A 25950-nucleotide genomic window follows, 5' to 3' on the forward strand; every position below is an offset into this window, starting at 1 on the left:
ACCGACAGCCCCCTGTGGAAGGGAATCAGGAAAGCGCGGAGGCCAATTCTCAGGCTGGATGGCTGGAGGGTTCGTTGTCGGTTGAGATCTGAGACGTCGATCGGGCTCCGAGGGAACTGTTCGGAAGCCGAGACGGCACCGTGAAGGAAAAGGTGGCGCCTTCATTGACCGCGGAGCGGGCCCACATCCGCCCCCCATGCCGGCGAATGATGCGTTGTGCGACCGCCAGGCCAACCCCAATTCCTTCGTAGTCCTCCGCATGGTGGAGTCGCTGAAAGACGCCAAATAGCTTGTCCGAGTAGGCCATGTCGAAGCCGGCGCCATTGTCCCGCACGAAGTAGACGGTCTCCTGGTTTTCCTCCACGAATCCAACCTGAATCTCGGCGATCTCCCGCTTGCGGGTGTATTTCAACGAATTGGAAATGAGGTTGAGCCAGACTTGTCGGAGCAGGTCCGGGTCGCCATGACAGGAGGGTAGATCGTGGTGCTCGATGCGCACAGTGCGTCCCTGTTGCTCCAGCCTCAGCTCCTGGAAAGCCTCTCGCACCAGTGTGTTGACGTCGGTCTGATGTCTCGACATAGGCTGGCGGTTGAGACGGGAAAAGCTGAGCAGGTTACTGATCAGCAAATCCATCTTCACCGCCGCAAACCGCACACGCGCAAGCAGGCCAAGTGCCTCTGGTGTGAGGGTGGATCCGTGATCCTCCTGCAAGATTCTCGAAAAACCCTCGATTGCTCGCAGCGGAGCGCGCAGATCATGGCTGACTGAATAGGTAAACGCCTCCAGATCTCGGATCGCGAGTTCCAGTTCCGCCGTCCGTTCGGCGATCCGGCCCTCGAGACCCACGTTGATCCGACGGACGGCATCCTCCGCCTTTTTGCGTTCGGTCACGTCCATCAGGATACCGATCGAGCCTATGGGCACCCCCTCCTTATCCAGAATCTCCACCGAAGAATCGGAGATCCAGCGGTGCTCCTCCTCGCGCGTGACGATGAGGCTGTCACTCTGCCAATGTCGAAACTCCCCCGCGCGAGTGCGTCGAACGGCCTCCTCGTAGCTGAGCCCGGCCGTTTCCCCGCGCATTAGGCTCTCGAGCGTCAGAGTGCTCCACAGCTCAACTGTCATTTCCGCCGCCGGGTAGCCCGTGAGTTCACGAATGCCGTCCCCCATGAACACGAAGCGGTCGGTGCGGTAGTCGCGGAGATAAGGAACGGCATTGGCCGCCGCGATCGCCCGCCGGTAGAGATCCTCGGTTTTCTGAACATCATGCTCGGTCTGACGCAGGTTCTCCGCTAGCGCGCGACTCCGCCGTTGGCTCTCCTCTAACGCCGCCACGGCTTTTTCTCGTTCTCGAATGGTCACTGCCAGCAACAATGCCATTCCCGAGCTGATCAGCAGGTATAATTGGACCCAGGCCACCTGTCGGGCCACATCCGCCGAACGCGAAGGACCAAGAGCCCCCACGCGAGGCAAACTGAGGAACATCACCGCAGCGAGGAGGATCGAGGTCGAGGCTGCCCCGCCGGGTCCGAAGCGCAGCGCCGCCCAAACCAACGCAGGAAGCGGGAGATAGGCCAGCGGGAACGACCGCAGCGCATCGGGAGCGGAGGCGCGAAAGGCAAACCAGGCAGACCCGCCGGTGAGCAGCAGCAGCACCCACGTCAGACCGACTTTTCTCCAATTCCAACGATTTGCTCCCTGTTCCAAAAGGCCTGCTGCACACACCACAGCCGGGGTCAGTGTGAGATAGCCCAGCGCCTCGCGCCCCCAGCACTGCATCCAATAGGAGATCAAACCCGCCCCGCGTACGGTCAAGAAAGTCTCGGCCAGCGCTCCCAAACCTGCGGCTCCGACGCTCAGAAACAGGATCAGGCAGTACAGTTCGCGCAGCCGGTCAAATCGAGCCGGGACGCTGGCGTTTCGACGGAAGCAGCGAACGCCCAAACCAGCCGTAGCCACCCGAATGAGCACACTCAAGACGGTCACCCAGGCAGGCGAAGTGGGGACCGCGAGTTGCTGCAGGAGGAATCCACAGGGCAAGGCCGCTCCCATGATCCAGAGCGCCCAGCGCGGTTCAGCCATGAGGAGAAGTCCCGCCAAGACGCCTGCTTCCGGACGCCAGGCTAAGCCGCCACCCCAAGAAGATTGAAGCGCCTGACCCGAGAGACCCGCTGCCATCAGGCATAGCACCGTCAAGCCACTCCACCTGATGCCTACATACCTCGCGCTCTGTTCCATGTTAATTCCTCCTTGAAACCAGCGGCTCTGGAATCCTTCCTGGTTGTATTGTTCCATCCCATTCCCACTGACAGCCTCTCAAACTTGGTGCGAGCCCAAGTCCATAAACTAATAGGTTCAGGTGGTTGCATGCGCTGAGGACCAGCGTCGAGTTTAGGCCGGCTTCCCATCGAGACAAGGCAATTGTCGCGACGGTGATTCTTAGGGGGAGGATGCGAGATCGTTGCTCGAGGAATGAACGGGCTCATCGGATCCGCTGCCCCACAGCAGAGCTGGGAATCTCCTGGGCAAAGCGCCACCCTCACCCGGAACTATTCACCCCCCCAAAATGAGCCGGCCTGGCTTTTCCCCTTGTCGGTTTGTCTAGTGCTTCAGTAGGGTTTACACCTTGAAGCCGACGGTAAACGATGAAACGCCGCTTTGTTGTTGGGGCAGGAACCGGTTCCTCCCCATGTGGTGCCATTGTACTCGTGCGGCTAGAGTGGTGGGCCTGGATTGGGCCGTTGGTTTTCGCTGGCTGATAGTTATATTTCAGCTCGTCGCGTGGCCTCTGACTTCGCCGGCCGCACCGCCGGTTCAGGTGATCCGCATTGGCCATTTTCCCAACATCACCCACGCGCAGGCGCTGATCGCCCGCGCCATGGCTCGAGAGGCAAAGCCGTGGTTCGAACCGCGTTTGGGCGAGGGCGTCCAGCTCGAATGGTATGCCTACAATGCGGGTCCGAGCGCCATGGAGGCCTTGTTGAGCCGGTCGATCGATCTTAGTTATGTTGGCGTGTCACCGACATTGAACGCTTACGCCCGCACGGCTGGCAAAGAGGTTCGCGTGGTGGCCGGAGCCTGCAGCGGAGGCGCCGCGCTCGTCGTCCACCCCGAAAGCGGCATTCGCTCCGCAGCCGATCTGCGAGGGAAGCAACTGGGCACGCCGCAGCTGGGGAACACCCAGGACATCGCCGCTCGGAGCTGGCTTATCTCCCAGGGGCTTAAGGTCACCTTGACTGGTGGCGATCTGCTCGTGGTTCCCAGCGGCAACGCAGACCTGTTTGCCCTGTTCAAGAAGCACGAGTTGGACGCCGTCTGGACTGTCGAGCCGTGGGTATCCCGCCTGGTGCATGAGGCCCAAGGACGAGTGCTTTTTGAGGAGGCCAGCCTGTGGAAAGCGACCTCCGGTCGTTACTGCACCACCCACCTGGTCAGCAGCGTGAGGTTTCTGAATGAGCAAGCCCAACTGCTCACCAGGTTTCTCGAGGCCCATCTCGATCTCACCCTGTGGATCTCGCAGAACCCGAAGGAGGCCAAACGGCTGCTGAACGATGAGTTGAAGGCGGAAACCAAGCGCGGCATTGCACCGGAGATCATGGACGCCGCCTGGCCACGGCTGGAGTTTACGGTTGATCCGATCAAACCCTCGCTTCACAAAGCCGTGCAGGACATGCATGAGGTGGGCTTCTACCGCAAAGCCTCCGACTTCTCTCGCATTTACGCTTTGACCCCCATGAACGAGATCCTGCGGAAACGCAACCAGACACCCATCCCTGAATGAGCGTCCCCAACGAACTCATTAATGCGCCGCCCGAGAAGCTGGTGATCGACAAGGTCAGCAAAAGCTTCCGTACCGAGCGCGGTTCGGTCAAAGCCCTCGACGAGATCACTCTCAACATTCGCGAGGGCGAGTTTGTCTGCTTGGTGGGCCCCAGCGGATGCGGAAAATCCACACTCCTGAACATCATAGCGGGGCTCGAAATGCCCGACGAAGGACAAGTTCTCGCCGATGGCAAAGTCATCACCGGCCCCGGAAGCGAGCGGATGATGATGTTCCAGGAATCGGCCCTTTTTCCCTGGCTGGACGTGTTGGGCAACGTGCTGTTCGGGTTGAAACTCAAGCCCAGCCTCAGCGCCAGCGAGCGTAAAGATGTAGCCCGGTTCTATCTCAACCTCGTCGGCCTCGACAAGTTCACCCACGCCAATGTTCACGAGCTCTCCGGAGGCATGAAGCAACGCGTCGCCCTCGCACGCGCCCTGGCACCCAACCCTCGGCTGTTGCTGATGGACGAACCGTTCGCCGCCCTGGACGCCATGACTCGTGAACAGTTGTATGGCGACATCCAGGACATCTGGACCAAACGCAATAAAACCATCATCTTCGTGACTCACAATGTGCGCGAAGCGGTGTGCCTCGGAGACCGAGTCATCCTGTTCTCCCCGCATCCTGGACGTGTGCAGGAGCAATTCGAGATCAAGCTGCCCCGGCCACGCGATATCAACAGCGTCGATCTGGCGAGCCACGCGACGCTGATCATGAAGGCGCTGAAGCGCCACATCCGCCCGCTTCACGAGCATCAGGAGCACGTCCACGAATGAAACGAATCGTTCTCTCCACCGTCATTTTCCTGGCCATCACCGGGATCGTGGAAGCGTTGGTGCGCACGCGCGTATGGGATTCCCCGCTCTTTCCCGCTCCTTCGGAAGTCCTGAGTTATCTCGTGCATGCCACCGCCAATGGCGAGCTGTTCGAAGGGAGCTGGGTCACCATGAAGCGCCTGCTGCTGGGGTATTTTGTGAGTTTGGTGGTCGGGCTGCCCCTCGGATTGCTGAACGCCCGTTTTCGCTTTCTCCAAGACACGCTCGGAGTGATCGCCCTTGGCCTGCAAACACTGCCAAGCGTCTGCTGGGCTCCGCTGGCCATCATCGCCTTTGGACAGAATGAGATCTCCATGTTCTTCATCGTTCTCATGGGGTCACTGTGGTCGATTTTGCTGGCCACCTCGGACGGCGTGCAAAGCGTCCCACCCATCTACGCGCGAGCGGCGCGGACCATGGGCAGCGCCGGCCTCCACACCTGGTATGCGGTTGTACTCCCGGCCTCGCTGCCGTTTGTGGTGAGCGGGATGAAGCAGGGGTGGGCTTTCGCCTGGCGCTCGCTCATGGCGGCGGAGATCTACATCATCATCCAGAAAACGGGCGTGGGCCTGGGGCTCCTCCTGCACTACGGACGCGAAGTGCACGACATGGCCGCCGTGGCGGGAATCATGTTGGTGATCGTGCTGATCGGCCTCGTGGCCGACAAGATCATGTTCTCTCCCTTCGAACGCTTCATGCACCGCCGCTGGGGAACAGCCAAGCGCTAGCCGCAACCACCGCCGACGCGATTGGATGGCAGTTGTGAAGTTCAGAAACATCATCGCATCGCGTCGACGGTGGTTGCGGCTAGAAGGCACTGCGTGCGGGAGGACAGACGAGACTTGGTTCATGGAGAACCTGTGAGACTTGCACCCACTGGACGTGAGTTCGGCTGTGCATCCCGCTTGTGCGGAGCTGTTTTACTTACTAATCCCGCGCTCGCTTTTCCGGACAAAGTCCAGCAAGTGCAGCACCTCTGGCAGCGCAGGCAGCTCGGCCTCGATTCGGGTTAAGGCGTTCGAGATCGTCAAACCTTCCCGAAACAAAATCTTATACGCGTTCTTGAGGGCACTCTGAGCCTCTACCCCTACCCCATTCCGCTCCAGCCCCACCTTGTTGATGGTGCGGGTCTCGGCGGGATTTCCATCGGCCATCATGAACGGAGGCACATCCTGAACCACTTTGGAACAGCCCCCGATGATCGACATCCTCCCGATGCGGCAAAACTGATGCACCGCCGCCAGCCCACCGATCACGGCATGGTCCTCGACCACCACATGTCCGGCCAGCGTCGCGACATTGGACATGATGTTGCGATCACCTAAGGTCACGTTGTGCGCGATGTGGCAGTAGGCCAGAATGTGGTTGCCTGAACCCACGCTGGTCACCTCGCCGTCACTCGTCGCGCTGTGGATGGTGACATACTCACGGAACGTGTTGTCGTCCCCGATGACCGTTCGAGTGATCCCGCCCTTCCACTTCAGGTCCTGGGTCTTCAATCCAATCGAGGCAAAAGGAAATATCTCGTTGCGGGCCCCGAGTTGGGTGTGGCCATCAATGACCACGTGAGAGTGCAGCTTGCAGCCATCCCCCAACACCACATGCTCCCCGATCACACAGAATGGTCCGATCTCACATCCAGCGCCGAGAGAGGCGCCGGGATGAATGATCGCTAGGGGGTGAATGGAGCAGGCGCGAGTCATGGTCATGGCCTCGATCATCGGTCCACCAACATGAAGGTTACGTCAGCCTCGCTGACCGCTTCTCCGTCGACCAGGCAGGTTCCCTTGGCCTTGCCGATCTTTCCCCGGCTCTTGGTCAATTCTACATCAATGACCAACACGTCCCCGGGGCGAACCGGCTTGCGCCATTTGACGCTCTCGGCGGACATGAAATAAGCTATCTTCCCAAAGTTCTCCGCCTGGCGGAGCATCAAAATGCCCGCGACCTGGGCGATCGCTTCCAACTGCAGAACGCCCGGCATGATGGGATGTCCGGGGAAGTGCCCTTGGAAATAGGGTTCGTTGACGGTCACATTCTTCACCGCCACTACCCGGTTTCCCTCGATCTTGGTCACCTTGTCGACCATGAGAAACGGGTAACGATGCGGCAATACCTGCATGACCTGCATGTTGTCGAGGGTGGCTCCATCGCGGATGATGCCTTCCATTTCCTTGCCGCCGGAGGCGCTGGCGGCGGCAGGCGCCGCCGCGACCGGCTTCTCCTTCTCGGCCGGAGGGGGAGGAGCGAAGGTTTGAACCACCTGCAAAGGCTTGCGAATCTGCGCTTGGATCAGCCGGGCGAGTTCGCAGTTGGCCGAGTGACTGGGCTTGACGGCGATGACATGACCGCGAATCGGACGTCCGACGAGTGACAAATCGCCAATGATGTCCAGAATCTTGTGGCGGACGAACTCTTCCGGATACCGCAACGGCTCGGTGGTGAGCACCGCATCCTCGCGGATCACGACCGCATTCTCGAGCGAGCCGCCCTTAATCAGCCCGTTCTTGATCAAGTACTCGATTTCCTCGTAGAAGCAGAAAGTGCGGGCATGAGCCAGCTCGACCTGCCAGGTCTCGGGAGTCACCTCCAAGGTGTAGAACTGAGTGAACCGGCCCGCCTTGTCGGCGCTGGTGCAGGTAATGCGGAACCCGTCATGGGGAAAAATCGCCATGGTGGTCTCACCTTGGCTGAACTCGATAGGCGCGGTGATCTTATAGGGCTCTCTCCGTTCGCTCTGCGGGACAATGCCCGCCTGCTGGATCACCCGACAGTAGTCTCGGGCGCTTCCGTCGGCGATGGGAGGCTCATTGGCATCGATCTCGATAACCGCGTTGTCGATGTGGTATCCCGCGAGTGCCGCCAGCACATGCTCGACCGTTTGGATCTTCACCGAGCCCTTGGCGAGGCTGGTGGACCGATTGGTCTGGCTGACATGGTCCACGCGCGCTTCCACCTCCGGCTTATCCTCCAGATCCGTGCGTCGAAAACGAACGCCCGTGTTGGGGGGACTGGGAAGTATGGTCATCGTGACCCGGTTTCCGCTATGGAGACCGACACCCGAATACGTTGCACTTTGCTTAAGTGTCTGCTGCTGCTGTGACACGCGCAGGATTTAAGAGGAATCAGGGTAAAATGTCCAAGGACGAATTGAGTATCCGTTCAACTCTGGCTTTCGCGCTTCTTGGGGGCATCAAAGAGCATCTGGTGGGCTTCTTTCAAGATTTCGGGGATTTTCCCAGCAAATGGGCTGTTCGTAAGGCTGTCGGCAAGCCGCTTCCAGTCTAACTTGGCCACATTCTCTCCCGGAAACCAGTGATCGGCCTGCCCCAACAAATTGTAGCGCATACGACCCCAGCTTACCAAATCCAAGGATTTGGCGTAGGTCCACAGCCGCAGGATTTCCACCACGTTGACCTCCCCCGGCACGGCCAAGTAGTCGGGAAGACCCGTCGGCCACCGGGAACACCAGTCGGCACCCAGCACCCGCTGCATCTCCTCCCGAAGCCGCTGCTCAACCGGTCCGACGATGGCCGGAAGGGAGTCATAGTGCTGCAATGCCGCGATATGCTCGTCGAAATCGGAAGGCCGCGCCGCGCCACAGCTAAGGGTGTGCACTTCAGGACGCGACAGACAGTAGAGATCGTTGAACTGCATCGGGGTCAGCGAGCCGCATAATTCCCTCAACTTTTTCGGAGGGTCGTAAAGCTTGCCCCCCTTGTCGTTGGGACTGATGATAAATACCCCCATGTCCCGGCGGTGCGCCTCGACGATGGACGGCCAGTTCAGGTCGTTTACAAAGTACCAGTGCAGATTGACGTAGTCGAATACTCCGGAACTAATCGCTTCGGTGATGATGTCCGGGGTGGCGTGGGTGGAGAAACCCAGATGCCGAACCCGGCCCTGGGCCTGCAAACTCCGAACCGCATCCACACCCCCCCCCTTCTTCAGCGACCACTTCAAGAAATCGCGGTTGTTGATGCCATGGAGGGACAGGAGATCGACATAGTCAAGGCCGAGATAGGCCATCGACTTGTCGAAGGTCCGCAGGAATTCGTCCGCCGAAGCAGCCGGAGCGACCTTGGTCTGAACGATCAGGGATTCGCGAGGTAGGGTCGGCAGGATCCGACCGAGCTGCATCTCTGAGCTGCCGTAGCCCCGGGCGGTTTCAATATGATTGATGCCGAGTTCCAGGGCCCGGCGGACCGTGGCTTCCAGGTTGTCCTGATTCTCCGCAGGGATGTCTTGCGGCGGGACATCCTGCCACTTGTATTGGTAGCGCATTCCCCCGCAGGAAAACACCGGCATTTGGAGTTCAGTTCGCCCGAACCGTCGATATCGCATGCGCAAGATATGGCATGAGGCTGATTCGCGAGTAAATCAGGATCTTCCGGGAGGAGAGGACCATGGAAGAGCCCTCGGTAACTTAACTTGCTCGATCCCCTCGGGCCCGAATCACCCCTCCGCATGTTGGCAAGACTCTTGCAGTAAGGGAAAGTGTCGGAAGGATCCGGCGTCCGGGCAGGGCGCAAGCGACTTTCCGCATAGGAAGAGAATCAGGGATCGAGCCCAGGCAGAGACCGCTGAGAGGCACAGCGGTGGGTTCTCCCTGTGGTGGGTGGGCCGGTGGTCGCGTGTCGCGTCCACCGGCCTCTTCCTATGAACCGGTTGCTCGCTTCTTCGAATGAATGCTAGGAAGGAACCGGGACCTTCTTGATGAGGTCCTTTACGAGCGACTCGGGGCTGCCGCCGGAGAAGCGGGCTTGCTGCTCCAGCACTAACCGGTGAGCGATCACCGAAACCGCCACTTCTTGCACCTGATCAGGAGTCACGAAGTCTTGGCCGTCGAACAAGGCCAGCGCCTGGGCCGCCTTCACCAGCGCGATGGATGCTCGCGGGCTCGCTCCGAGCTGCACCCCTGCCAACCCGCGCGTCGCCGCCGTCAACCGCACCACATAGTGTTTGAGCTCATCGCTGACCCGAACGGAGGTGACCGCTTGCTTCAATTCCAAAACCTGTTGCTCCGTGACGCACGGGCCCAGGGTCTCGATCGGATGGCTCTTCTCCTGGGCGCTGAGGATCGCCACCTCCTGCGCCTCCGTTACGTAACCCAGGCTAAATCTCATCGCGAAGCGGTCCATCTGCGCCTCGGGCAGTGGATAGGTCCCGCGAAACTCCACCGGGTTCTCCGTGGCAATGACGAAAAAGAGTCGCGGCAGCACGCGACGCTCGCCCTCTACGGTGACCTGGCCTTCGGCCATCGCCTCGAGCAGGGCCGACTGCGTTCGCGGGGAGGCTCGGTTGATCTCATCTGCCAGCAGGATATTGGTGAAAATTGGACCCTCGTGAAAACGAAACTCCTGATCCCGCTGGTTGTAAATCGAGACTCCTAGAATGTCGGAAGGCAGGAGGTCCGGAGTAAACTGCACCCGCCGAAAGCGAGTGTTGATCGATTGAGCCAAGGCTTTGGCCAACGTGGTTTTTCCGGTCCCGGGAAAATCCTCCAACAACACATGCCCTCCGGTGAACAAGGAGGCGAAGAGTTTGCGCAGGGCCACCTCCTGCCCATGGATGACCTGGCCGATGTTCCCTACCAGGCGCTGATAAACCTCCCGAGGAGGAAGAGTCTCATTCATGCAAAACCTAGAATCCCGCCGCAACGGCACCCGACTTCATTCAATTGGACACCCGATCACCGCTTTCGTTTCGGCCATTCGTTTTGCGCCCGATGGCGCAGGGCGTGGTCCAAGAGCACGAGTGCCGTCATGGCTTCCACCATGGGCACCGCCCGGGGAAGCACACAGGGGTCATGTCGGCCCCGACCCTTGAGGGTGGTGTTATGATACTTCACATCCACTGTGTCCTGCTCATGCATTACGGTCGCCACCGGCTTGAACGCCACTCGGAAATAAATGGTTTCTCCGTTGGAGATCCCCCCCTGGACGCCTCCTGACCGGTTGGTCACCGTTCGGACCTTCCCCCCGCGCATGCGAAAGGCGTCGTTGTGCTGCCGGCCGGTCAGCTCGATGCCATCAAAACCGCTGCCGACATCAAACCCTTTGGAAGCCGGCAGGCTTAACATGGCTTTGCCCAGATCCGCTTCCAGGCGATCAAACACTGGGCTCCCCCATCCCGCAGGGACTCCGCGGGCGACGCCCCCCACTATCCCGCCGACGCTGTCACCCGCCGACCTCATCTTTTCGATCAGCCGGATCATCCGCCGTGCGGCCGCTGGATCGGGACAGCGGACGATGTTGGACTCCACTTCCTTCAAAGACACTCGATCCGCATCGACCTTTCCTTCGATCGATTGCACTTGTTTCACGAAAGCCAGGACCTCGACCCCGAATCGCTCTTGCAGGACTTTTTTGGCGATCGCTCCCGCCGCCACGCGGCCGATCGTTTCCCGCGCGCTGCTCCGTCCCCCGCCCTGCCAGTTCCGCAAGCCGTACTTGGCGAAATAGGTGTAGTCGGCATGCGAGGGGCGAAACTTGGTCGCCATTTCGCTGTAGGCTTCCGGGCGGGCATCGGTATTCGACACCATCAGGGAGATGGGAGTGCCCAAGGTGAGCCCCTCGAAGACGCCCGACAAAATGCGGACGGTATCCGCTTCCTTGCGGGGCGTGGTGATTTTCGATTGGCCGGGCCGACGCCGATCCAAGTCTGGCTGAATATCGGTCTCAGCCAGCTCGATACCCGGCGGACACCCGTCCACCACCACCCCAACACCGCCCCCGTGAGATTCACCCCAGGTGGTGATGCGAAACAAATGACCGAACGTATTCGCCATGACCACTATGGTGCTCAAGGCCTTCGGAAGATATCAATCCGAAAGGCATCATCTTTCCTCTTCCATTCCCCCCGGGACCCAGCCTATTTTCGGCCCCCAACATTTTCTTTATGGCTAAAAAGCATCCTTATCGTTTCTGTTTTGGTCCTTGGAACATCAGCGAGGGCGCGGATCCCTACGGACCCACCACTCGGCCGGCCCAATCCTTCGATTGGAAATTGAGCGCCCTGAAGGAGCTGGGCTTCGATGCCATGATGTTCCACGACGACGACGCGGTGCCCGATATCGACACCAAGAGCCACAGCCAGGTTCTCAAGGAAGCGAAGCAGCTGCGTAAACGACTCGACGACGCCGGAATCGCCGCCGAGATGGTCGCTCCTCGCCTCTGGTTCAGCCCCATGACCATTGATGGCGCCTACACCAGCAACGACAAGAAGTGCCGGCAATACGCCATCGACCGCTCGCTCCAGTCGATCGACATCGCCAAAGTTCTGGGGACTGATCTTTTGGTGCTGTGGCTCGCCCGCGAGGGAACCTACCTTCGTGAGGCCAAGAACGGCCTGCGCAGCGTGGAACTGCTGGTGGAAGCCTTCGATAAGATGCTGGCTCATGATCGCAAGATCCGCCTGGCGATTGAGCCCAAGCCCAACGAACCCATGGACCACGCCTACGTGCCCACCATCGGCCACGTGCTGGCGGTCGCGAGCCAGACGCGCGATCCGAAACGGACCGGCGCTCTGATCGAAAGCGCTCACTGCATCCTGGCGGGGCTGGACCCGGCCGACGAATTCGAGTTCGCCATGTCCTTCGGCAAGTTGTGGTCGGTTCATCTGAACGACCAGAACGGGCTCAAGTATGACCAGGACAAACCGTTCGGCAGCGCCAACCTGCGTTCCGCGTTCAATCAGGTTCGGGTCCTGCACCGCAATGGCTTTGGCAAGAATGGCGAGTATGTCTGCTTTGACGTTCATCCGTTCCGGACAACCAAGGTGGAACACTGGCTGGCGCATCTGGACAACAGCCGTCGGACCTTCCTCCGCCTGCTCGAGAAGGTTCAAACGTTCGATGAGAAAGCCGCTCAGGCACTCATCACCCAGCGCGACTACCAGGCGCTCGACCAGATGGTCATCGAGCATCTGCTGGGTTAGTGGCGCCCGGTCCTGGGGTGGGTTTCCAGGGGACTCGGAAGACTCTCCTGGCACCTAACACCTGGCACCTGGCAAACCGCACTCTTATGCTCCAAACTATCAAACCTCTTCGTAAGTCCAAGAAGGCCGGGGGCCATTTTGCCATCGTCGCTTCCACCTACAACGCGCGCTATGTGGACAGCATGCTGAAGGCAGCGGAGGCCACCCTCAAGCGGGCGGGAGTGGCGGAGATCGAAGTGATTCGAGTGCCGGGAGCATTCGAGATCCCCGTGGTGGCATCGGCCCTGGCTCGGCGTCTCAACCCGAGGGTATCGGCTATCATCGCGCTGGGGGTGATCCTTCGGGGCGCCACCACTCACGCCCAGCACATCGGCGAGAGCGTCACGCAAGCATTGGTCTCGATCCAGGTTCAGAGTTTGATCCCCGTCATCCATGAGGTTCTACTCCTCGAGAACGAGCAGCAAGCCCGCGAACGCTGCTTGGACCCCAAACGCAACCGTGGCCTGGAAGCCGCGCAAACCGCTCTGCAGATGGCCGAGATCATGCGGCGGGTGGGTTAGCGTCCCCCCCTCAAGTCCTTATTTGATTCCTGCCACGAACTGGCTTTAATGGACTCCGCTGGATGGAAAAACGATTCCGTTCCCGCTTGGACTATTTTGAACTGATGAGCTGTTCCACCGAAACAATCGTGCCGTTGCGCCCTCGTTTACCCGAATGGCTCCGCACGAAGCTGCCCACCAACAACACCTTCGCCCAAACCCGCGGACTGCTCCAGGACCTTCAGCTGCACACCGTCTGCGAAAGCGCCAAATGCCCGAACCATTGGGAGTGTTGGAGCAAGGGCACTGCGACCTTCATGATCGCGGGGGATCGCTGCACTCGGGCCTGTGGATTCTGCGCCGTCTCAACGGCCAAGCCGCTCGCGCTCGAAGCGGATGAACCGGCCCGGGTGGCCGAGGCCACCGCGCGGATGAAGCTGCGTCACGTGGTGATCACGGCCGTGGCTCGTGATGACATCCCCGATGGCGGCGCGGAGCACTTTCGGCTCACCATCGAAGCTGTCCGCCAGCGCAACCCCGGCATCGTCATCGAAGTTCTGGTGCCGGATTTTCTCGATAAGGATGCGTCGATCGATGCCGTCCTGGCCGCGCGACCGGAGGTCTACAATCACAATCTGGAAACCGTGCGCCGACTCACCCCCAGTGTGCGCAGCCGGGCGACCTACGATCGGTCCCTGCGTGTCTTGGAAAAGGTGAAGCAGCGGTGCCCCTACCCGATCAGCACCAAGTCGGGGATCATGCTTGGCTTGGGCGAAACCGAGCCGGAGCTGATTCAGGCGATGCGGGACCTGCGCGAGGTTCAGTGCGATGTTCTCACTCTGGGCCAGTATCTCCAGCCCACCCTCAAACACCTGCCGGTGGTCGAATTTATTCCGCCGTCCAAGTTCGAAGAATACGGCGAGCTGGCTCGTTCGTTGGGTTTTGTCCACGTGGCCAGCGGCCCGATGGTGCGCAGTTCCTATCACGCGGATGAGTTTCATCCGGCGACCTGATGCGGGACACCGGCGATTATTGACCGGTAGCCGTTTGCCGCGTAGGGACTATCGGAGGTTCCAAGTGCGGGATTTCAAAGCGTGGAACCATGCCGCGTCGGTCCGGTCGTGGTGTCGGGGCGGTGGCAGACGCTGGGGTCCGAGTGTCGCGCGTCGGGATACCTCCACCCGAGGTGCTTACGCCGGTGTTATAGCTGACCGCTCCGGAGTTTCCGTAGCTCGTCGGCTGAGCGCTGGACGCGCCACTGTCTGAAACAAAAACCCTGCCCCGGCCACCCGGGCGTTGGACGACGTCGTTGTCGCCTCCTCCGCCGATAATCACGGAGCCGGAGTTTTCCAAGGCTGCGTTTCCAGCACCATTGACGGCCGCAGGATTGGGAGCATTGAGGTTGGGTTGCGGTACCCCTGGAATGCGTGGGCCACCGGGCGGATTAAACCCGGGCTGTCCGGGCAGCCCCCCCGGCGGTGGCGTGGCGGGGCCAGCCTCGATCTTGGCAAAGGTCATGTTCGTAAACTGACCGTTGTTGTTGATCTTCACAAACTTGGTGCCGATATCGATCGTCAAGACCTCCACATTGTCGGTCGCTTCACCCTCGGTGAGGCTCACATACTTGGGCTGCTTATTAGGCCCCTGTTCGGTCAGGACAAGATAAGCCTTCTTCTTGCCCCTCAGGTCGGTAAGCCCGGTCAGCTTGACGGTGATCGGAGGTGGGGGCGGCGGCGGAGGAGGCGCGTCCTGAGGCGGCGGAGGCGGGGGAGGAAGCAGAGCAAACGCGTTGCGTTCCACGATCCGACGGAACGGGTTGTCGTTGGGAGGGGCCGCGGGAGCACCGTCCGCGGGTTGCTCCGAAGGTGAGGCCGGAGCCAGCTCGCCGGGCGGAGGTGCATCAGTTTGGTCCCCAGATACTTCCGGTGTATCTGCGGGATCCTGCGCGAGCGCCGATCCGATGGCCAGCACCGAGACTCCCAGGACCCAACTCCGCATCCGTTGTTGCGAGGTCTTCATTATTCTCTTCCTATAGGTTCCCACAATAATCGGTCCAACACCAATAAGAATCTATGGTTGCGCGGCACTTGAGTTCGGTTGTGTGCTACCGCAAATCCCGGGTCCCTGCCGTCCTGTCTGCCCGTTGACATAAAAAAGCGGCGGTAGAGTCGCCTCTGCCGCCGCTCCTGATAAATGAATCGGCTGATTAGTAAGCCGCTTGAACGCCCTTGATGGAACGGCGTTGCATCCACGGCATCATGCTGCGCAGGCGCGCGCCGACCTTTTCAATGCCGTGCTTCTCGCCCTTCTTCAGCAACGCATTGTACTTCTTGTAGCCGGTCTCGTATTCCTTGACCCAGCCCTTGGCAAACTTGCCGGTCTGGATGTCCTTCAGCGCCTTCTTCATGCGCTTTTTGACGCTGGCATCGATGATCTTGGGTCCCACGCTGACGTCGCCCCACTTGGCCGTCTCGGAAATCGAGAAACGCATGCCGCTGATGCCGGCTTCGTTCATCAGATCCACGATCAGCTTCAGCTCGTGCAAGCACTCGAAGTAAGCCATCTCGGGCTGGTATCCCGCCTCGACCAGCACTTCAAAGCCGGCCTGAACCAGCGCGCTGGCACCACCGCACAGAACAGTCTGCTCACCGAAAAGATCCGTCTCGGTCTCTTCCTTGAACGTGGTTTCGATCACACCGGCGCGAGTGCCACCGACGCCCTTAGCCCAGGCCAAGGCAGTCTTCTTCGCCTGCTTGCTGGCATTTTGGTAGATGGCGATGAGCGCGGGCACACCTTTGCCCTCGGTGAACTGACGTCGCACAATATGACCAGGTCCCTTCGGAGCCACGAGAATGATGTCGACATTCTTCGGCGGAACGATGGTTTTAAAGTGAATCGAGAAGCCGTGAGAGAACAGCAGCGTCTTGCCTTTGGCCAGGTTGGGCGCGATGTCCTTCTTGTACGCGGCCGCCTGCTTCGTGTCGGGAAGCGCCACAAAGATGACATCCGCGCGACGAACGGCTTCCGCGGTGGGATACACCTCGAATCCCTTGTCCTTGGCGACCGCGATCGATTTGCTTCCCTCGTAGAGCCCGATGATGACCTTGCAGCCGCTTTCCTTCAGGTTCAGCGCATGGGCATGCCCCTGCGATCCAAAGCCGAGTACGGCGAGGGTCTTGTTCTTGAACAGGCTCAGGTTGGCGTCTTTGTCGGTATAAACTTTTGCAGGCATGGGTTCGATTGAGTGTTAGGAGTTGGTGTTAAAATGGTTTTTCGAAGGCGGCGCGTTACTTCCGAGCCAGGGCGACCTTGCCGGTGCGGGTGAGTTCCTGCACGCCGAAGGTCTGCATCAGCTCGATGAATTTCTCGATCTTGCTCTCATCACCCGTCACTTCGATGGTGAGGCTGGCGGGTTGAACATCGACGATCTTGGCGCGGAAGATATCGGCAATCTGCATGACATCGGCCCGTGTCTTGGACTCCACCTTGACTTTGATGAGGACCAGTTCGCGGTCGACATACTCCCCTTCTCGAAAGTCCTGGACCTTGATCACATTGACCAGCTTGTTGAGTTGCTTGACGATCTGCTCCACGGTCGCATCGTCGCCGCGAGTCACGATGGTCATACGGGAACTCTTGGGATCGTGAGTCGGAGCTACGTTCAACGAGTCGATGTTGTAGCCGCGGCCGCTAAAGAGCCCGGCCACGCGCGTCAGCACGCCGAACTTATTCTCCACCAAGACTGAAATGGTGTGTCGCATAGTGTTATGTTCTTCTCTACAAATCAAAAAACCCGCGTCCCTCACCAGGGATCAGCGGGCGGCCTGTGAGCTCTGGAACCAAGCACCCAAGCCGCGTCAGTCGCGTACAACGACGACAACGACTCGAACTACGGTGTTGGCCAAGAAAATCATCGGGCGCAGAAGCTAATGAGAGTAGCGTCGGGGGTCAATGCTAGAATTTCAGTGGGTGTCGGGGCGCCCCCTCCCCCCTCCCAGAATCACCTCGACGCACGCGCCGGAACAGCTAGATTCCACCCTGCATATGTCACTACCCGCGCCTGCCGCGCCAGCCAAGATGAACCTGAGACGCCCGGACATTATGACCGAGGTGCAAGCTCAGGTGGTCGCACACTACCGCAGCGAACTCGTTGAGCGCATCCGGGCCGCTGGCGGAACCCTGACCCTGGGCGACCTCACCATCCGACTGGCGAAGGAGTTCGGCTTTTGCTACGGGGTAGAACGTGCCATCGATCTCGCTTACGCCGCCCGCAAGGCCTATCCCGATCGACGTATCGTGCTGCTGGGTGAGATCATCCACAACCCGGAGGTCAACGACCAGATCCGTCGCATGGGAATCATGACCATCGCGAGCAAGCCCAGCGACGAGGAGATTATCCAACTCACCCCCGAGGATATCGTCATCATCCCGGCCTTCGGCACGGAGGTCGCCACCCGGCGCAAGCTTGAGGCCCGCGGCTGCGCGTTCGTGGACACCACCTGCGGTGACGTGATGAGCGTGTGGAAACGCGTGCGACAGTACTCCAAGGAGTCGGTAACGAGCATCATCCACGGAAAGTCCTGGCACGAGGAGACCCTCGCCACCAGCAGTCAGGCCACGGCCCAACCGGGGGGACACTACCTGGTCGTCTACAACCTGGCCGAGACCGACTACGTTTGTCAGTACATTCTCAAAGGCGGTGACAAGCAGGAGTTCCTAACCCGCTTCAAAGGCGCTCATTCGCCCGGGTTCGATCCCGACGTTCATCTGACCGCGGTTGGCGTGGCGAACCAAACCACCATGCTTCGAGGTGAGACCGAAGAAGTGCAGCGACGCTTCCGAACCACCATGGAGTCGAAGTACGGTCCGGCCAATGTCGCGGAGCACTTTCGCTTCTTTGACACCATCTGCGGAGCCACCCAGGATCGGCAGGATGCCTTGGAGAAGCTGCTGCGCGAACCGCTCGCCCTGTTGATCGTGATCGGCGGATACAACTCCTCCAACACCTCCCACCTTGCCGAGATGGGCGAAGAGCGCCTGCCGACCTTCTTCATCAAGAACGCGGCCAAAATGGTGAGCACCGATCTGATCGTCCATTTCGATCTGCACCAGAAGACAGAGGTCGAGACCAAAGGTTGGTTGCCCCCCGGGCCCATCACGATCGGTGTGACCGCCGGCGCTTCGTGCCCGAACAACCTGATCGAAGATACGATCCGGCGGCTCTTTGACCTGCGGGGTGCGTCGCTCTCCCAGGTTCCGGTGGTCCAGTGATGGCGATGTCCTCGATCCCCCAGCCGTGCACTCGGGAGGAGCTGGAGCATCGCGAAAGCCAGTTTCTAGCTCCCTTTGCCCAGCTGAGTGCTGAAACGAGGGGGCGGGTTCATGATGAGGAACCACCGGAATGGCGGACCCACTTCCAGCGGGATCGCGACCGGGTCATTCATTCCCGCGCCTTCCGCCGATTGGAATACAAGACGCAGGTGTTCCTGAATGGCACCGGCGATCACCTGCGAACCCGACTGACCCACACCATGGAGGTGGCCGGGATCTCCCGCAACATCAGCCGGGCGCTCCGGCTCAACGAGGATCTCACCGAGACCATCGCTCTAGCGCACGACCTCGGCCATTCGCCCTTCGGCCATAAGGGTGAGGAATCCCTGAATGCAGTCATGCGTGGGCATGGCGGGTTTGAACACAACCGTCAAAGCCTCCGGGTGGTCGAGGAACTCGAGCAGAAGTACCCGGGATTTCCGGGTTTGAACCTCACCTGGGAGACCCGTGAAGGACTGTCCAAGCACCAGTCTCGCCCGCCCTCCAACGACCAGAAGGCGGTAGCCGCCTTTCATCAATCGTCCCTCGAGGCTCAGGTCGCCAATCTGGCCGACGAGATCGCCTATTATAGCCACGACCTCGATGACGGTCTCGATTGGGGACTACTCTCGGAGAAGCACCTGCTTAAGAACGTTCGCATCTGGGCAGAGGCCAACCGCACGATCAAAAAACAGCATGGCGTGCTACCGGATGAATGCCGACGCTATTTCATCATCCGATGCCTTATCGACGGCCAGGTCAAGGATGTCGTTCACACCACTCAATCTCGCATCGCCGAGGTGGGTATCCGCTCGGCGGACGACGCGCGCCGCCAAAAGGTGCCGCTGGTTCAGTACAGCCCCGAGCGCCGGTCTCGAAACCTGGAGCTGAGAAAGTATCTCTACCAAAACCTTTACTACAATCCGGTGGTCCACGAGCCGAACATGCGGGCTGTGCGCATGCTCAAGGCCATGTTTCAACACTACCTGACGCATCCCAAGGAGTTGGGGGAGTTCGTAGCCAAGCGGGCTCGAAAGATCGGCTGGCATCGCGCGGTGTGCGATTACCTCGCGGGCATGACAGATCGTTATGTCCTCCAAGAATATGAACGTCTGTTCGGCCCGCCGGTCCCGGTAAGCCGCGCACTCCCGAAGTGACGCCCGCCCAGGCGGAAACTTTAGTGTTCAGCCGGCCAATGATTTGGGCGCTGGTCCCGTCGGAGGCAGGTAGTTCCGCTGCCCGGTGGAATCCGCACCAGCAGCCCCCCCGTCGAAGGCTTTGCTGCGATCCACGAGCCGCACTGTGAAGACCGAGCCCTCCCCCTGCAGGCTGGCCACTTTGACCTCTCCCTGATGCGCATGCACGATCGCCTTGACTAAACTCAGTCCTAGTCCGAGCCCCCGCTGCGATCGACTCTTGTCCCCCCGATACAACCGATCCCAAATCTTCTCCTGCTCTTCGAAGGGGATCCCCATTCCGTTGTCTCGGAATTGGATGCTGACCGCTCCCTGCTCCGAGCGCGCTCGAACAGTCACCGTTCCTCCTTCCGGGGTGTATTTGATGGCGTTATCCAGGAGATTTCCGAACACCTGACGCATCCGATTGGCATCGATGGTGGCAAAGCAGGGACGCTCCAGCTCTGGAACCAGCCTGATCCTCTTCTCTTCGGCCACGTAATCGTAGAGGCTGATCACCTCCTCGAGCAGCGAGCAAACATCGAAGCGCTCCAAGCTCAGCCTCATCACGCCCGCCTCCGCCTCCGCCACATCGAGCAGAGTTCTCAGCATGGTGAGCACACGGTCTGACTCCTCCACGCAGTCGGCCAAAGCCTCCGTGGTGTGCGCCGGATCCTCCGGTTTCTGCAGAGCCAGTTCAGCAATGCCCCGGAGTCGAGTCAGGGGGGTGCGCAAGTCGTGGGCCACATTGTCCAGGGATTCGCGCATCCCGCGAATCAGCGCCTGGTTCTTATCCAGCATGTGGTTGAACAGTCGGGCAAGTTCCGCCAACTCATCGTTGCTCTGACCCGCCGGCACGCGAGCATCCAATCGACCTGTGTCGATGATGGACTTGGCGGTGGCGACGACCTGGCGAATCGGGCGCGTCACACGATACGAGAATAGAGCTCCTCCCGCCAGGGCCAGCACGAGTACGGGAGTGATCACGATGAAAAACGTCTTCCGAAACGGCTCCAGGAGCATCTCCCGATTATTGGTAATGCGCCCCACTTGCAGCTCGTAACCGTCCCACATCCCCTTGGAGCCGATCGTTAGGTCGCGCTCGTTGTCCTTGGGGATTCGAAGGTAGGGCCGTTTGACTTGGACCTGGTAGTTGCCGACCAACAGCTCCGAGGATTCGTATTCCACCCAGTCCGGCGGAACTGAAATGATCATGGATTGCTGCTGCGGCGAAATCAGCCGGACAAAATAGTTCCGAGCTTTCCGCCCATCGGCAGTCGTTTCAGCCCTCATCTTCAGCGCCCGCGGCCCTCCGGCCTGGTAGATCGCCTCAAACTCCTTCAGCTGAGCCTCAATGACCTCCCGGTCCGTGCGTTCGATCGCGCTCGAGAGCAGCAGATACATGAAGAGGTACAGCGCCGCGGCGCTCGCCGTGAACACAAAGGCGTACCATAGGTTCAGGCGAAAGCTGATGGTGCGGGTGAGCCCCTCAAGCGCTTTTAAGGACATACCCCACTCCTCGAATCGTGTGAATGAGTTTCACGGCAAAGTCTTTATCGACCTTGGTCCGCAGGCGATGAACGAGCACGTCCACCACATTGGTCTGCGGATCGAAACTGTAATCCCAGACATGCTCCAAAATCATGGTTTTGGTGACCACTCGCCCGGGATTTCGCAGGAGATACTCCAGCAGCGAGAACTCCCGGGTCTGAAGCTCGATCTTCTGTCCCTGACGGGTGACCTCACGACTTAACAAATCCAGCACCAGATCCGCGCAGGTCAATCGAGTGGGCTCTGTCGTTTGAGTCGCTCGGCGGATGAGTGCCTGCACTCGAGCCACCAGTTCGGAGAAGGCGAAGGGCTTGGCGAGGTAATCGTCCCCGCCCGCCTGCAAGCCGCGAATCCGATCATCCACCGAGGCCTTTGCGCTGAGGATGATCACCGGAGTTCTCACTCCCTCGCGTCGGATTTGCTGAAGCACGCTCAAGCCGTCCAGCTTCGGCAGCATCAGGTCCAGCACCGCCGCGTCATAGGGGGTCGACCGCGCCATGATCAAAGCCTCCTCCCCATCCGCGCAGGCGTCGACGGCGAAGCCCGCCTGCTTGAGGCCATTGACCACAAATGACGAAATCTTCTTATCGTCCTCGACCACCAGAATGCGCATGTCTGAGTCCATTAAACGGGAAGCTGAGCCATCAATCAAAGCGGAAATAGGACGCCCTCCCATGAGATGCCTTGGAAGTGGCACTGGGAGGGCGGTCATGGTGGGATTTCTCGTTTGGCTTACTTCTTTGCTTCTTCCTGCACTACAATGTAGCGGTTCGTACCCTGCCCCCGACCCGAGGGTGTCCAGACCCGCAAAAGCACGGTGTCTTCCTTGATCTGCTCGCTCAGCTCGACCGCCTCATCGGCGCTGGCCACGGGCTGGCGGTTGATCTCGCGAATGACATCGCCGACCTTCAATCCGGCCTCGGCGGACGCCGAGTTCTCATCGAGCTGCACGACGATCGCCCCTTTCATGTCCGCCGGAATCCCATAGCGGGTGCGCGCCGCTCGATCAATGTCGGCAACCGTGACCCCTTCCAGAGCATCCACCTGTCCATCGGCGCTCTTGTTATCCCGCGAGGCAGTCAGGTTCTCAGGCAGTTCCTTGAGCACCATATCCACCTTCTTGCGTTCGCCATCGCGAACGATCTTCAATACGATCTTGGTCCCGGGAGCGGTCTGACTGACCTGAAAACGCAGGCTCTTGCTGTCTTTTACCGGTTTGCCGTCGAGCTCGATGATCACATCGCCATCTTGGAGTCCGGCCTTCGATGCCGGTGTGTTCGGCGCCACCTCGGCGACGAGCGCTCCACCGACACCTTCCAGCTTAAACTGCTTGGACAGCGCCGGCGTCATCGGCTGCAGAATCAAGCCCATATAGCCGCGCACGACACGGCCATCCTTGACGATGCTCTCCATCACAAAGCGAGCCAGGTTGATGGGAACCGCGAAGCCAATGCCCTGGTTTCCGCCCGTGCGACTGAGGATTGCAGTGTTGATACCGATCAGACGTCCGGTCGCGTCGATCAATGCACCCCCCGAGTTGCCGGGGTTAATGGGAGCATCGGTCTGAATGAAGTCTTCATACATGAGGCCGAGACTGGCCCGCCCGGTCGCGCTGACGAGTCCCATGGTCACCGTTTGACCAATCCCGAAGGGGTTTCCGACGGCTAGAACGACATCTCCTACTTCGATTGCGTCGCTATCGGTGGTGGAAATCGGAACCAGGTCCTTGGCCTCGATCTTGAGCACAGCGATGTCGGTCTTCTCATCGCGGCCGATCACTTCGGCGGTGTACTCCCGGTCGTCAGCACCCACGGCCACTTTAACCTCGTCGGCTCCCTCGATGACGTGATTGTTGGTTAGGATGTAACCATCCCGGGTCACGATGACACCCGACCCCAGCCCCTGCTCGCGCGGGGTTCGCTGCGGACCTGCGCTCGGATCCTCACCGAAGAAGCGTCGCAGCAACGGATCGTCCGCGAAGGGATTTCGTCCTCGGCCTCCGGGAATGACCTTAGCCTTGGTGGTGCTATAAACCTTCACCACGCTGGGGCTGACCTTCTTCACGACATGGGAAAAGCTCGCGGTGAATTTTCCATCCCGTTGCAACGGGGTGGTGTCGGCCTCCAGGCGGACCGGCGGGCGCTTGTCCTCCTTTTCCTTATCTTTCGCCGAGGCCACTTCCACCAGCCCGGGCAGCAGGCCCAAGGCGAGAAGTGCGCCGCCAACGGCGCTCCAATTGGATCGTACCGAGAGAGTCAGTTCTGGTTTCATAGTTGCGTCCTGTTCCATAAAAATCGTTCGTTATATCTTCCAGTAGAGTGGCCTGGCAATCTGTCGAGACCCTTTCTGGGAGATTACAGATTTGTAACGAAGTAAGTCGCAGGGGGATAAGGAAAAGGACAGAACTGAGCACCACGAGAGTGGCCGCGGGAGTTTCCCCGTGTAGGAGGCGAGGTCACGAGACTCTGGGGGGCTCGTTCATCGTCTATCAGGCCGGTAATCATATGGGGCATCCCTGGTTCTACCCAGTGGGCGGCGGAGAAACAGTTTCTGAATACAGGCGGAAGTAACGAGTCTTCCCAAGTGCCGTCTTTTCCAATGCTGCACGTCGAAAAGTGAGGTCTTCTTCCTGAACAGCCCCTAAGTAGTCCTCCCACTTTGCGGTTGAACCTAACTTTTCCGAGAATTGAAGCCGGAACCAAGGAAGGCGATAACTTCACTCGAGCGTGACGCTTGCTGGCTTGTCGATCAGCGTTAGCTCAGGACGAACAATCAGGAACATGAAAACGAGCCCCGTTGTGTCGGTAACTTGAGCCGTAACCGTATCGCTAGGACACCCATAGACTCGTGATGTGCCATCCCCCTGAATAGTCTGAGCATCCATAAGGATGCCCCTAGGACCGAAGAAGCGTTTGCCCGTGTACTCGAATTCGACTAGGAGATTCCCCTTTGAGGGCGAAAATGGAAAGACGTTGGAGAAAACATACCAGTTCCTCCCATCAAACGGAACCGGCACGCCGGAGCATCCAGTTCCACCACCTTGCAGACCGCTGATGCCGGTGCGAAAAACCTCAAGTTGGTCGCCCCCCACATTCTCGTTGAAGACCTCGGATAATTGATCCGGCTGGCGTTCGCTCGTCGAGAGTCGTATTGCGAAATTGCGTAGTTCGGTCGCCTCGATGTTACACGAATCTCCCCTCAACATCATGGACCAAATGTAATAGGTCTCAGATGAGATTCGGCTCAATTCATCCGCGGAGATTACTTGTTGGTATCGAGCCGAATCGCAGTCCTCAAAATTCGGAAATCCAAAGGAAGCGAACGGGATTGATGTGCTGTCACCCCCTTCGACTGTTTCGTCCAGACTCGCCGGCACTACCGGAGTCAAATACCACGGAGGCACTCCTCGTGCAGCACAGGTCAATATCAGGAGTGTGGTGAAAGTCGCTCTCAGGAATTTCAGCCAAATCATAAGAATGTCAGCTCCATAGCAACCAAAATAGCTCTGCGAGGAGACCGTTTCAATAACGATCCTGTTCCCGGGTGCGATTCTCTGCGGGTGGATGCGGATTCGAGCCAGCAGAAACTACACACTCCGTCACGTCCTAAGAAGCCGTAGAGGACTATGAGCACCACTCGCACTTTTTTGTTCTGGGGACCCGATTGCCGCACCGTATCCCAAAGGGATTCCGCCTCAAAGCCCAGGGTTGGCGTGAGGTACGAGGGCCTACCCTGGGTGAGTTGTGCGTACTCGGACAACCCCAGGGTGGGTTGCGGATCGGAGTTCAGACTAGAAACGCCGACTGTGACCACGGATCTCTCGGATAACACGGATGGAAAAGCACGATGATGGGGCGGTTTCCCAGGGTAGTTCGTTCCTCTCAACCCTGGGCTTTGAGGCGCAATCCCGTTGGGATAGGGACCGAAGCTTTTCAAAGCCAAGGGTAACGCTCAGAAGGGTTCTATTGCTATCCCACCTGTCCCGGAAGAGAACATCCAGCTGCTCTCGCCCGGATGTGATCTCTCCCCTGACCTTCCCCACCCTTTCAAAACCGCCACCCTCTAATGCCGGCCCCCGCCCCCTCCCGAGGGCTTGGCATTCACGATCCGCTCGATCCACGCCAGGCAAACGGCCGAGCCGACAAAGGCCAGATGAATGATCACCTGCCACAGGACAGCTTTCTCGCTGTGCTTTTCAACGTCGATAAACGTCTTGAGCAGATGAATGGACGAGATCCCGATCAAGGCCGTCGCCAACTTGACCTTCAGGACGCTGGCATTCACATGCGACAGCCACTCCGGCTGATCCGGATGCCCCTGCAAGTTGAGCCGCGAGACGAAGGTCTCATACCCACCAACGATGACCATCACCAGCAGGTTGGCGATCATGACGACGTCGATTAGCCCCAACACCCCCAGCATGATCTGGGTCTCCGCCAAGGAAGTGGCGTCATGCACCAGATGCCACAGCTCCAGCATGAAGCGGTAGACATAGACTCCTTGGGTGACAATGAGCCCCAGGTAGAGCGGTGCCTGCAGCCAGCGGCTGAGGAATATAAAGTTGCCGAGGGTGTTCTGCCGTCTTCCGGCGTTGCGCGCATCATCCATAAATCTAAATCAGAGTCCCGTGCAGGATAGCGTGACAGGCCAGCAAGGCAATACCCAGAAGCGATGGGATGGGGAGTGTGATTTGAAATACGTGAGATTCAAGTTGAATTCAGCGGGTGACAACTCCAGGTAACCATCCCCCCATCGAGGGCTTAAAGCCCGGCATAATGCCGCCGAGTCCTTCGCGACT

The 25950-nt window shown here is 59.4% G+C and carries 22 protein-coding genes; 8 read left to right on the forward strand and 14 right to left on the reverse strand.

The features are described 5' to 3' along the window. Nucleotides 1–49 precede the first annotated feature (49 nt). Nucleotides 50–2296, reverse strand: coding sequence for an MASE1 domain-containing protein (locus JNN07_20770; protein MBL9170180.1), 2247 nt, complete (start codon nucleotides 2294–2296; stop codon nucleotides 50–52). Nucleotides 2297–2690: 394 nt separating this feature from the next. Here JNN07_20770 and JNN07_20775 point away from each other — a divergent pair, with 394 nt between their 5' ends. The 3 genes from JNN07_20775 to JNN07_20785 are packed head-to-tail and all read left to right on the forward strand — an operon-like array spanning nucleotide 2691 to nucleotide 5367. Next, complete coding sequence (locus tag JNN07_20775; GenBank protein ID MBL9170181.1) at nucleotides 2691–3782, forward strand: ABC transporter substrate-binding protein; 1092 nt, start codon at nucleotides 2691–2693, stop codon at nucleotides 3780–3782. After that, complete coding sequence (locus JNN07_20780; GenBank protein ID MBL9170182.1) at nucleotides 3779–4600, forward strand: ABC transporter ATP-binding protein; 822 nt, start codon at nucleotides 3779–3781, stop codon at nucleotides 4598–4600. Before JNN07_20775 ends, JNN07_20780 begins: the two co-directional genes overlap by 4 nt. Then, nucleotides 4597–5367, forward strand: coding sequence for an ABC transporter permease (locus JNN07_20785; protein MBL9170183.1), 771 nt, complete (start codon nucleotides 4597–4599; stop codon nucleotides 5365–5367). Before JNN07_20780 ends, JNN07_20785 begins: the two co-directional genes overlap by 4 nt. A gap of 192 nt (nucleotides 5368–5559) precedes the next feature. On the opposite strand, the gene lpxA is transcribed toward JNN07_20785, so the two are convergent. The 5 genes from lpxA to aroC all read right to left on the reverse strand — a co-directional run bounded on the left by lpxA (nucleotide 5560) and on the right by aroC (nucleotide 11429). Further along, on the reverse strand, nucleotides 5560–6342 hold the full coding sequence (lpxA, locus tag JNN07_20790; protein ID MBL9170184.1) for an acyl-ACP--UDP-N-acetylglucosamine O-acyltransferase: 783 nt from the start codon (nucleotides 6340–6342) through the stop codon (nucleotides 5560–5562). A 14-nt stretch (nucleotides 6343–6356) separates the two neighbouring features. Continuing rightward, nucleotides 6357–7745, reverse strand: a complete 1389-nt coding sequence (gene lpxC, locus JNN07_20795; GenBank protein MBL9170185.1) for a UDP-3-O-[3-hydroxymyristoyl] N-acetylglucosamine deacetylase — start codon at nucleotides 7743–7745, stop codon at nucleotides 6357–6359. 56 nt (nucleotides 7746–7801) lie between these two features. Next, a complete protein-coding gene (locus tag JNN07_20800) occupies nucleotides 7802–8983 on the reverse strand; it encodes an aldo/keto reductase (GenBank protein ID MBL9170186.1) in 1182 nt (393 codons plus the stop codon). Nucleotides 8984–9330: 347 nt separating this feature from the next. Then, nucleotides 9331–10275 carry a MoxR family ATPase gene (locus JNN07_20805; protein ID MBL9170187.1) on the reverse strand — a complete coding sequence of 315 codons (945 nt, stop codon included), beginning with the start codon at nucleotides 10273–10275 and terminating at the stop codon, nucleotides 9331–9333. Between the two features lie 56 nt (nucleotides 10276–10331). After that, nucleotides 10332–11429 (reverse strand): chorismate synthase, encoded by a 1098-nt coding sequence (gene aroC / locus JNN07_20810; GenBank protein MBL9170188.1) that lies wholly within the window; start codon nucleotides 11427–11429, stop codon nucleotides 10332–10334. 110 nt (nucleotides 11430–11539) lie between these two features. Between aroC and JNN07_20815 the strand changes: the two genes are divergently transcribed. The 3 genes from JNN07_20815 (at nucleotide 11540) to lipA (ending at nucleotide 14129) form a co-directional block, all read left to right on the forward strand. After that, complete coding sequence (locus JNN07_20815) at nucleotides 11540–12577, forward strand: TIM barrel protein (protein ID MBL9170189.1); 1038 nt, start codon at nucleotides 11540–11542, stop codon at nucleotides 12575–12577. An 86-nt stretch (nucleotides 12578–12663) separates the two neighbouring features. Beyond that, complete coding sequence (gene ribH, locus JNN07_20820; GenBank protein ID MBL9170190.1) at nucleotides 12664–13137, forward strand: 6,7-dimethyl-8-ribityllumazine synthase; 474 nt, start codon at nucleotides 12664–12666, stop codon at nucleotides 13135–13137. 104 nt (nucleotides 13138–13241) lie between these two features. Then, nucleotides 13242–14129 carry a lipoyl synthase gene (gene lipA, locus JNN07_20825; protein MBL9170191.1) on the forward strand — a complete coding sequence of 296 codons (888 nt, stop codon included), beginning with the start codon at nucleotides 13242–13244 and terminating at the stop codon, nucleotides 14127–14129. A 16-nt stretch (nucleotides 14130–14145) separates the two neighbouring features. Here lipA and JNN07_20830 read toward each other — a convergent pair whose 3' ends face one another. From JNN07_20830 to ilvN, 3 genes are all read right to left on the reverse strand, one after another. After that, on the reverse strand, nucleotides 14146–15135 hold the full coding sequence (locus JNN07_20830) for a hypothetical protein (protein ID MBL9170192.1): 990 nt from the start codon (nucleotides 15133–15135) through the stop codon (nucleotides 14146–14148). Between the two features lie 187 nt (nucleotides 15136–15322). Continuing rightward, nucleotides 15323–16348 (reverse strand): ketol-acid reductoisomerase, encoded by a 1026-nt coding sequence (gene ilvC, locus JNN07_20835; GenBank protein ID MBL9170193.1) that lies wholly within the window; start codon nucleotides 16346–16348, stop codon nucleotides 15323–15325. 55 nt (nucleotides 16349–16403) lie between these two features. Beyond that, the gene (ilvN, locus tag JNN07_20840; protein MBL9170194.1) at nucleotides 16404–16877 is read right to left on the reverse strand and encodes an acetolactate synthase small subunit; all 474 of its coding nucleotides are present in this window, start codon (nucleotides 16875–16877) and stop codon (nucleotides 16404–16406) included. Nucleotides 16878–17160: 283 nt separating this feature from the next. Here ilvN and JNN07_20845 point away from each other — a divergent pair, with 283 nt between their 5' ends. Further along, a complete protein-coding gene (locus JNN07_20845; protein MBL9170195.1) occupies nucleotides 17161–18387 on the forward strand; it encodes a 4-hydroxy-3-methylbut-2-enyl diphosphate reductase in 1227 nt (408 codons plus the stop codon). A 5-nt stretch (nucleotides 18388–18392) separates the two neighbouring features. After that, on the forward strand, nucleotides 18393–19583 hold the full coding sequence (locus JNN07_20850; protein MBL9170196.1) for a deoxyguanosinetriphosphate triphosphohydrolase: 1191 nt from the start codon (nucleotides 18393–18395) through the stop codon (nucleotides 19581–19583). Between the two features lie 27 nt (nucleotides 19584–19610). Here the strand turns inward: JNN07_20850 and JNN07_20855 are convergent, their stop codons facing one another. The 5 genes from JNN07_20855 to JNN07_20875 form a co-directional block, all read right to left on the reverse strand. Beyond that, a complete protein-coding gene (locus JNN07_20855) occupies nucleotides 19611–21110 on the reverse strand; it encodes a HAMP domain-containing histidine kinase (GenBank protein MBL9170197.1) in 1500 nt (499 codons plus the stop codon). Then, a complete protein-coding gene (locus JNN07_20860) occupies nucleotides 21091–21765 on the reverse strand; it encodes a response regulator transcription factor (GenBank protein MBL9170198.1) in 675 nt (224 codons plus the stop codon). Before JNN07_20860 ends, JNN07_20855 begins: the two co-directional genes overlap by 20 nt. A gap of 119 nt (nucleotides 21766–21884) precedes the next feature. Then, complete coding sequence (locus JNN07_20865; GenBank protein ID MBL9170199.1) at nucleotides 21885–23423, reverse strand: Do family serine endopeptidase; 1539 nt, start codon at nucleotides 23421–23423, stop codon at nucleotides 21885–21887. 445 nt (nucleotides 23424–23868) lie between these two features. Beyond that, complete coding sequence (locus JNN07_20870) at nucleotides 23869–24624, reverse strand: hypothetical protein (GenBank protein ID MBL9170200.1); 756 nt, start codon at nucleotides 24622–24624, stop codon at nucleotides 23869–23871. A gap of 590 nt (nucleotides 24625–25214) precedes the next feature. After that, on the reverse strand, nucleotides 25215–25760 hold the full coding sequence (locus JNN07_20875) for a TIGR00645 family protein (GenBank protein MBL9170201.1): 546 nt from the start codon (nucleotides 25758–25760) through the stop codon (nucleotides 25215–25217). Between the last annotated feature and the right edge of the window lie 190 nt (nucleotides 25761–25950).

This window comes from Verrucomicrobiales bacterium, from assembly GCA_016793885.1.
GTDB lineage: Bacteria > Verrucomicrobiota > Verrucomicrobiia > Limisphaerales > UBA11320 > UBA11320.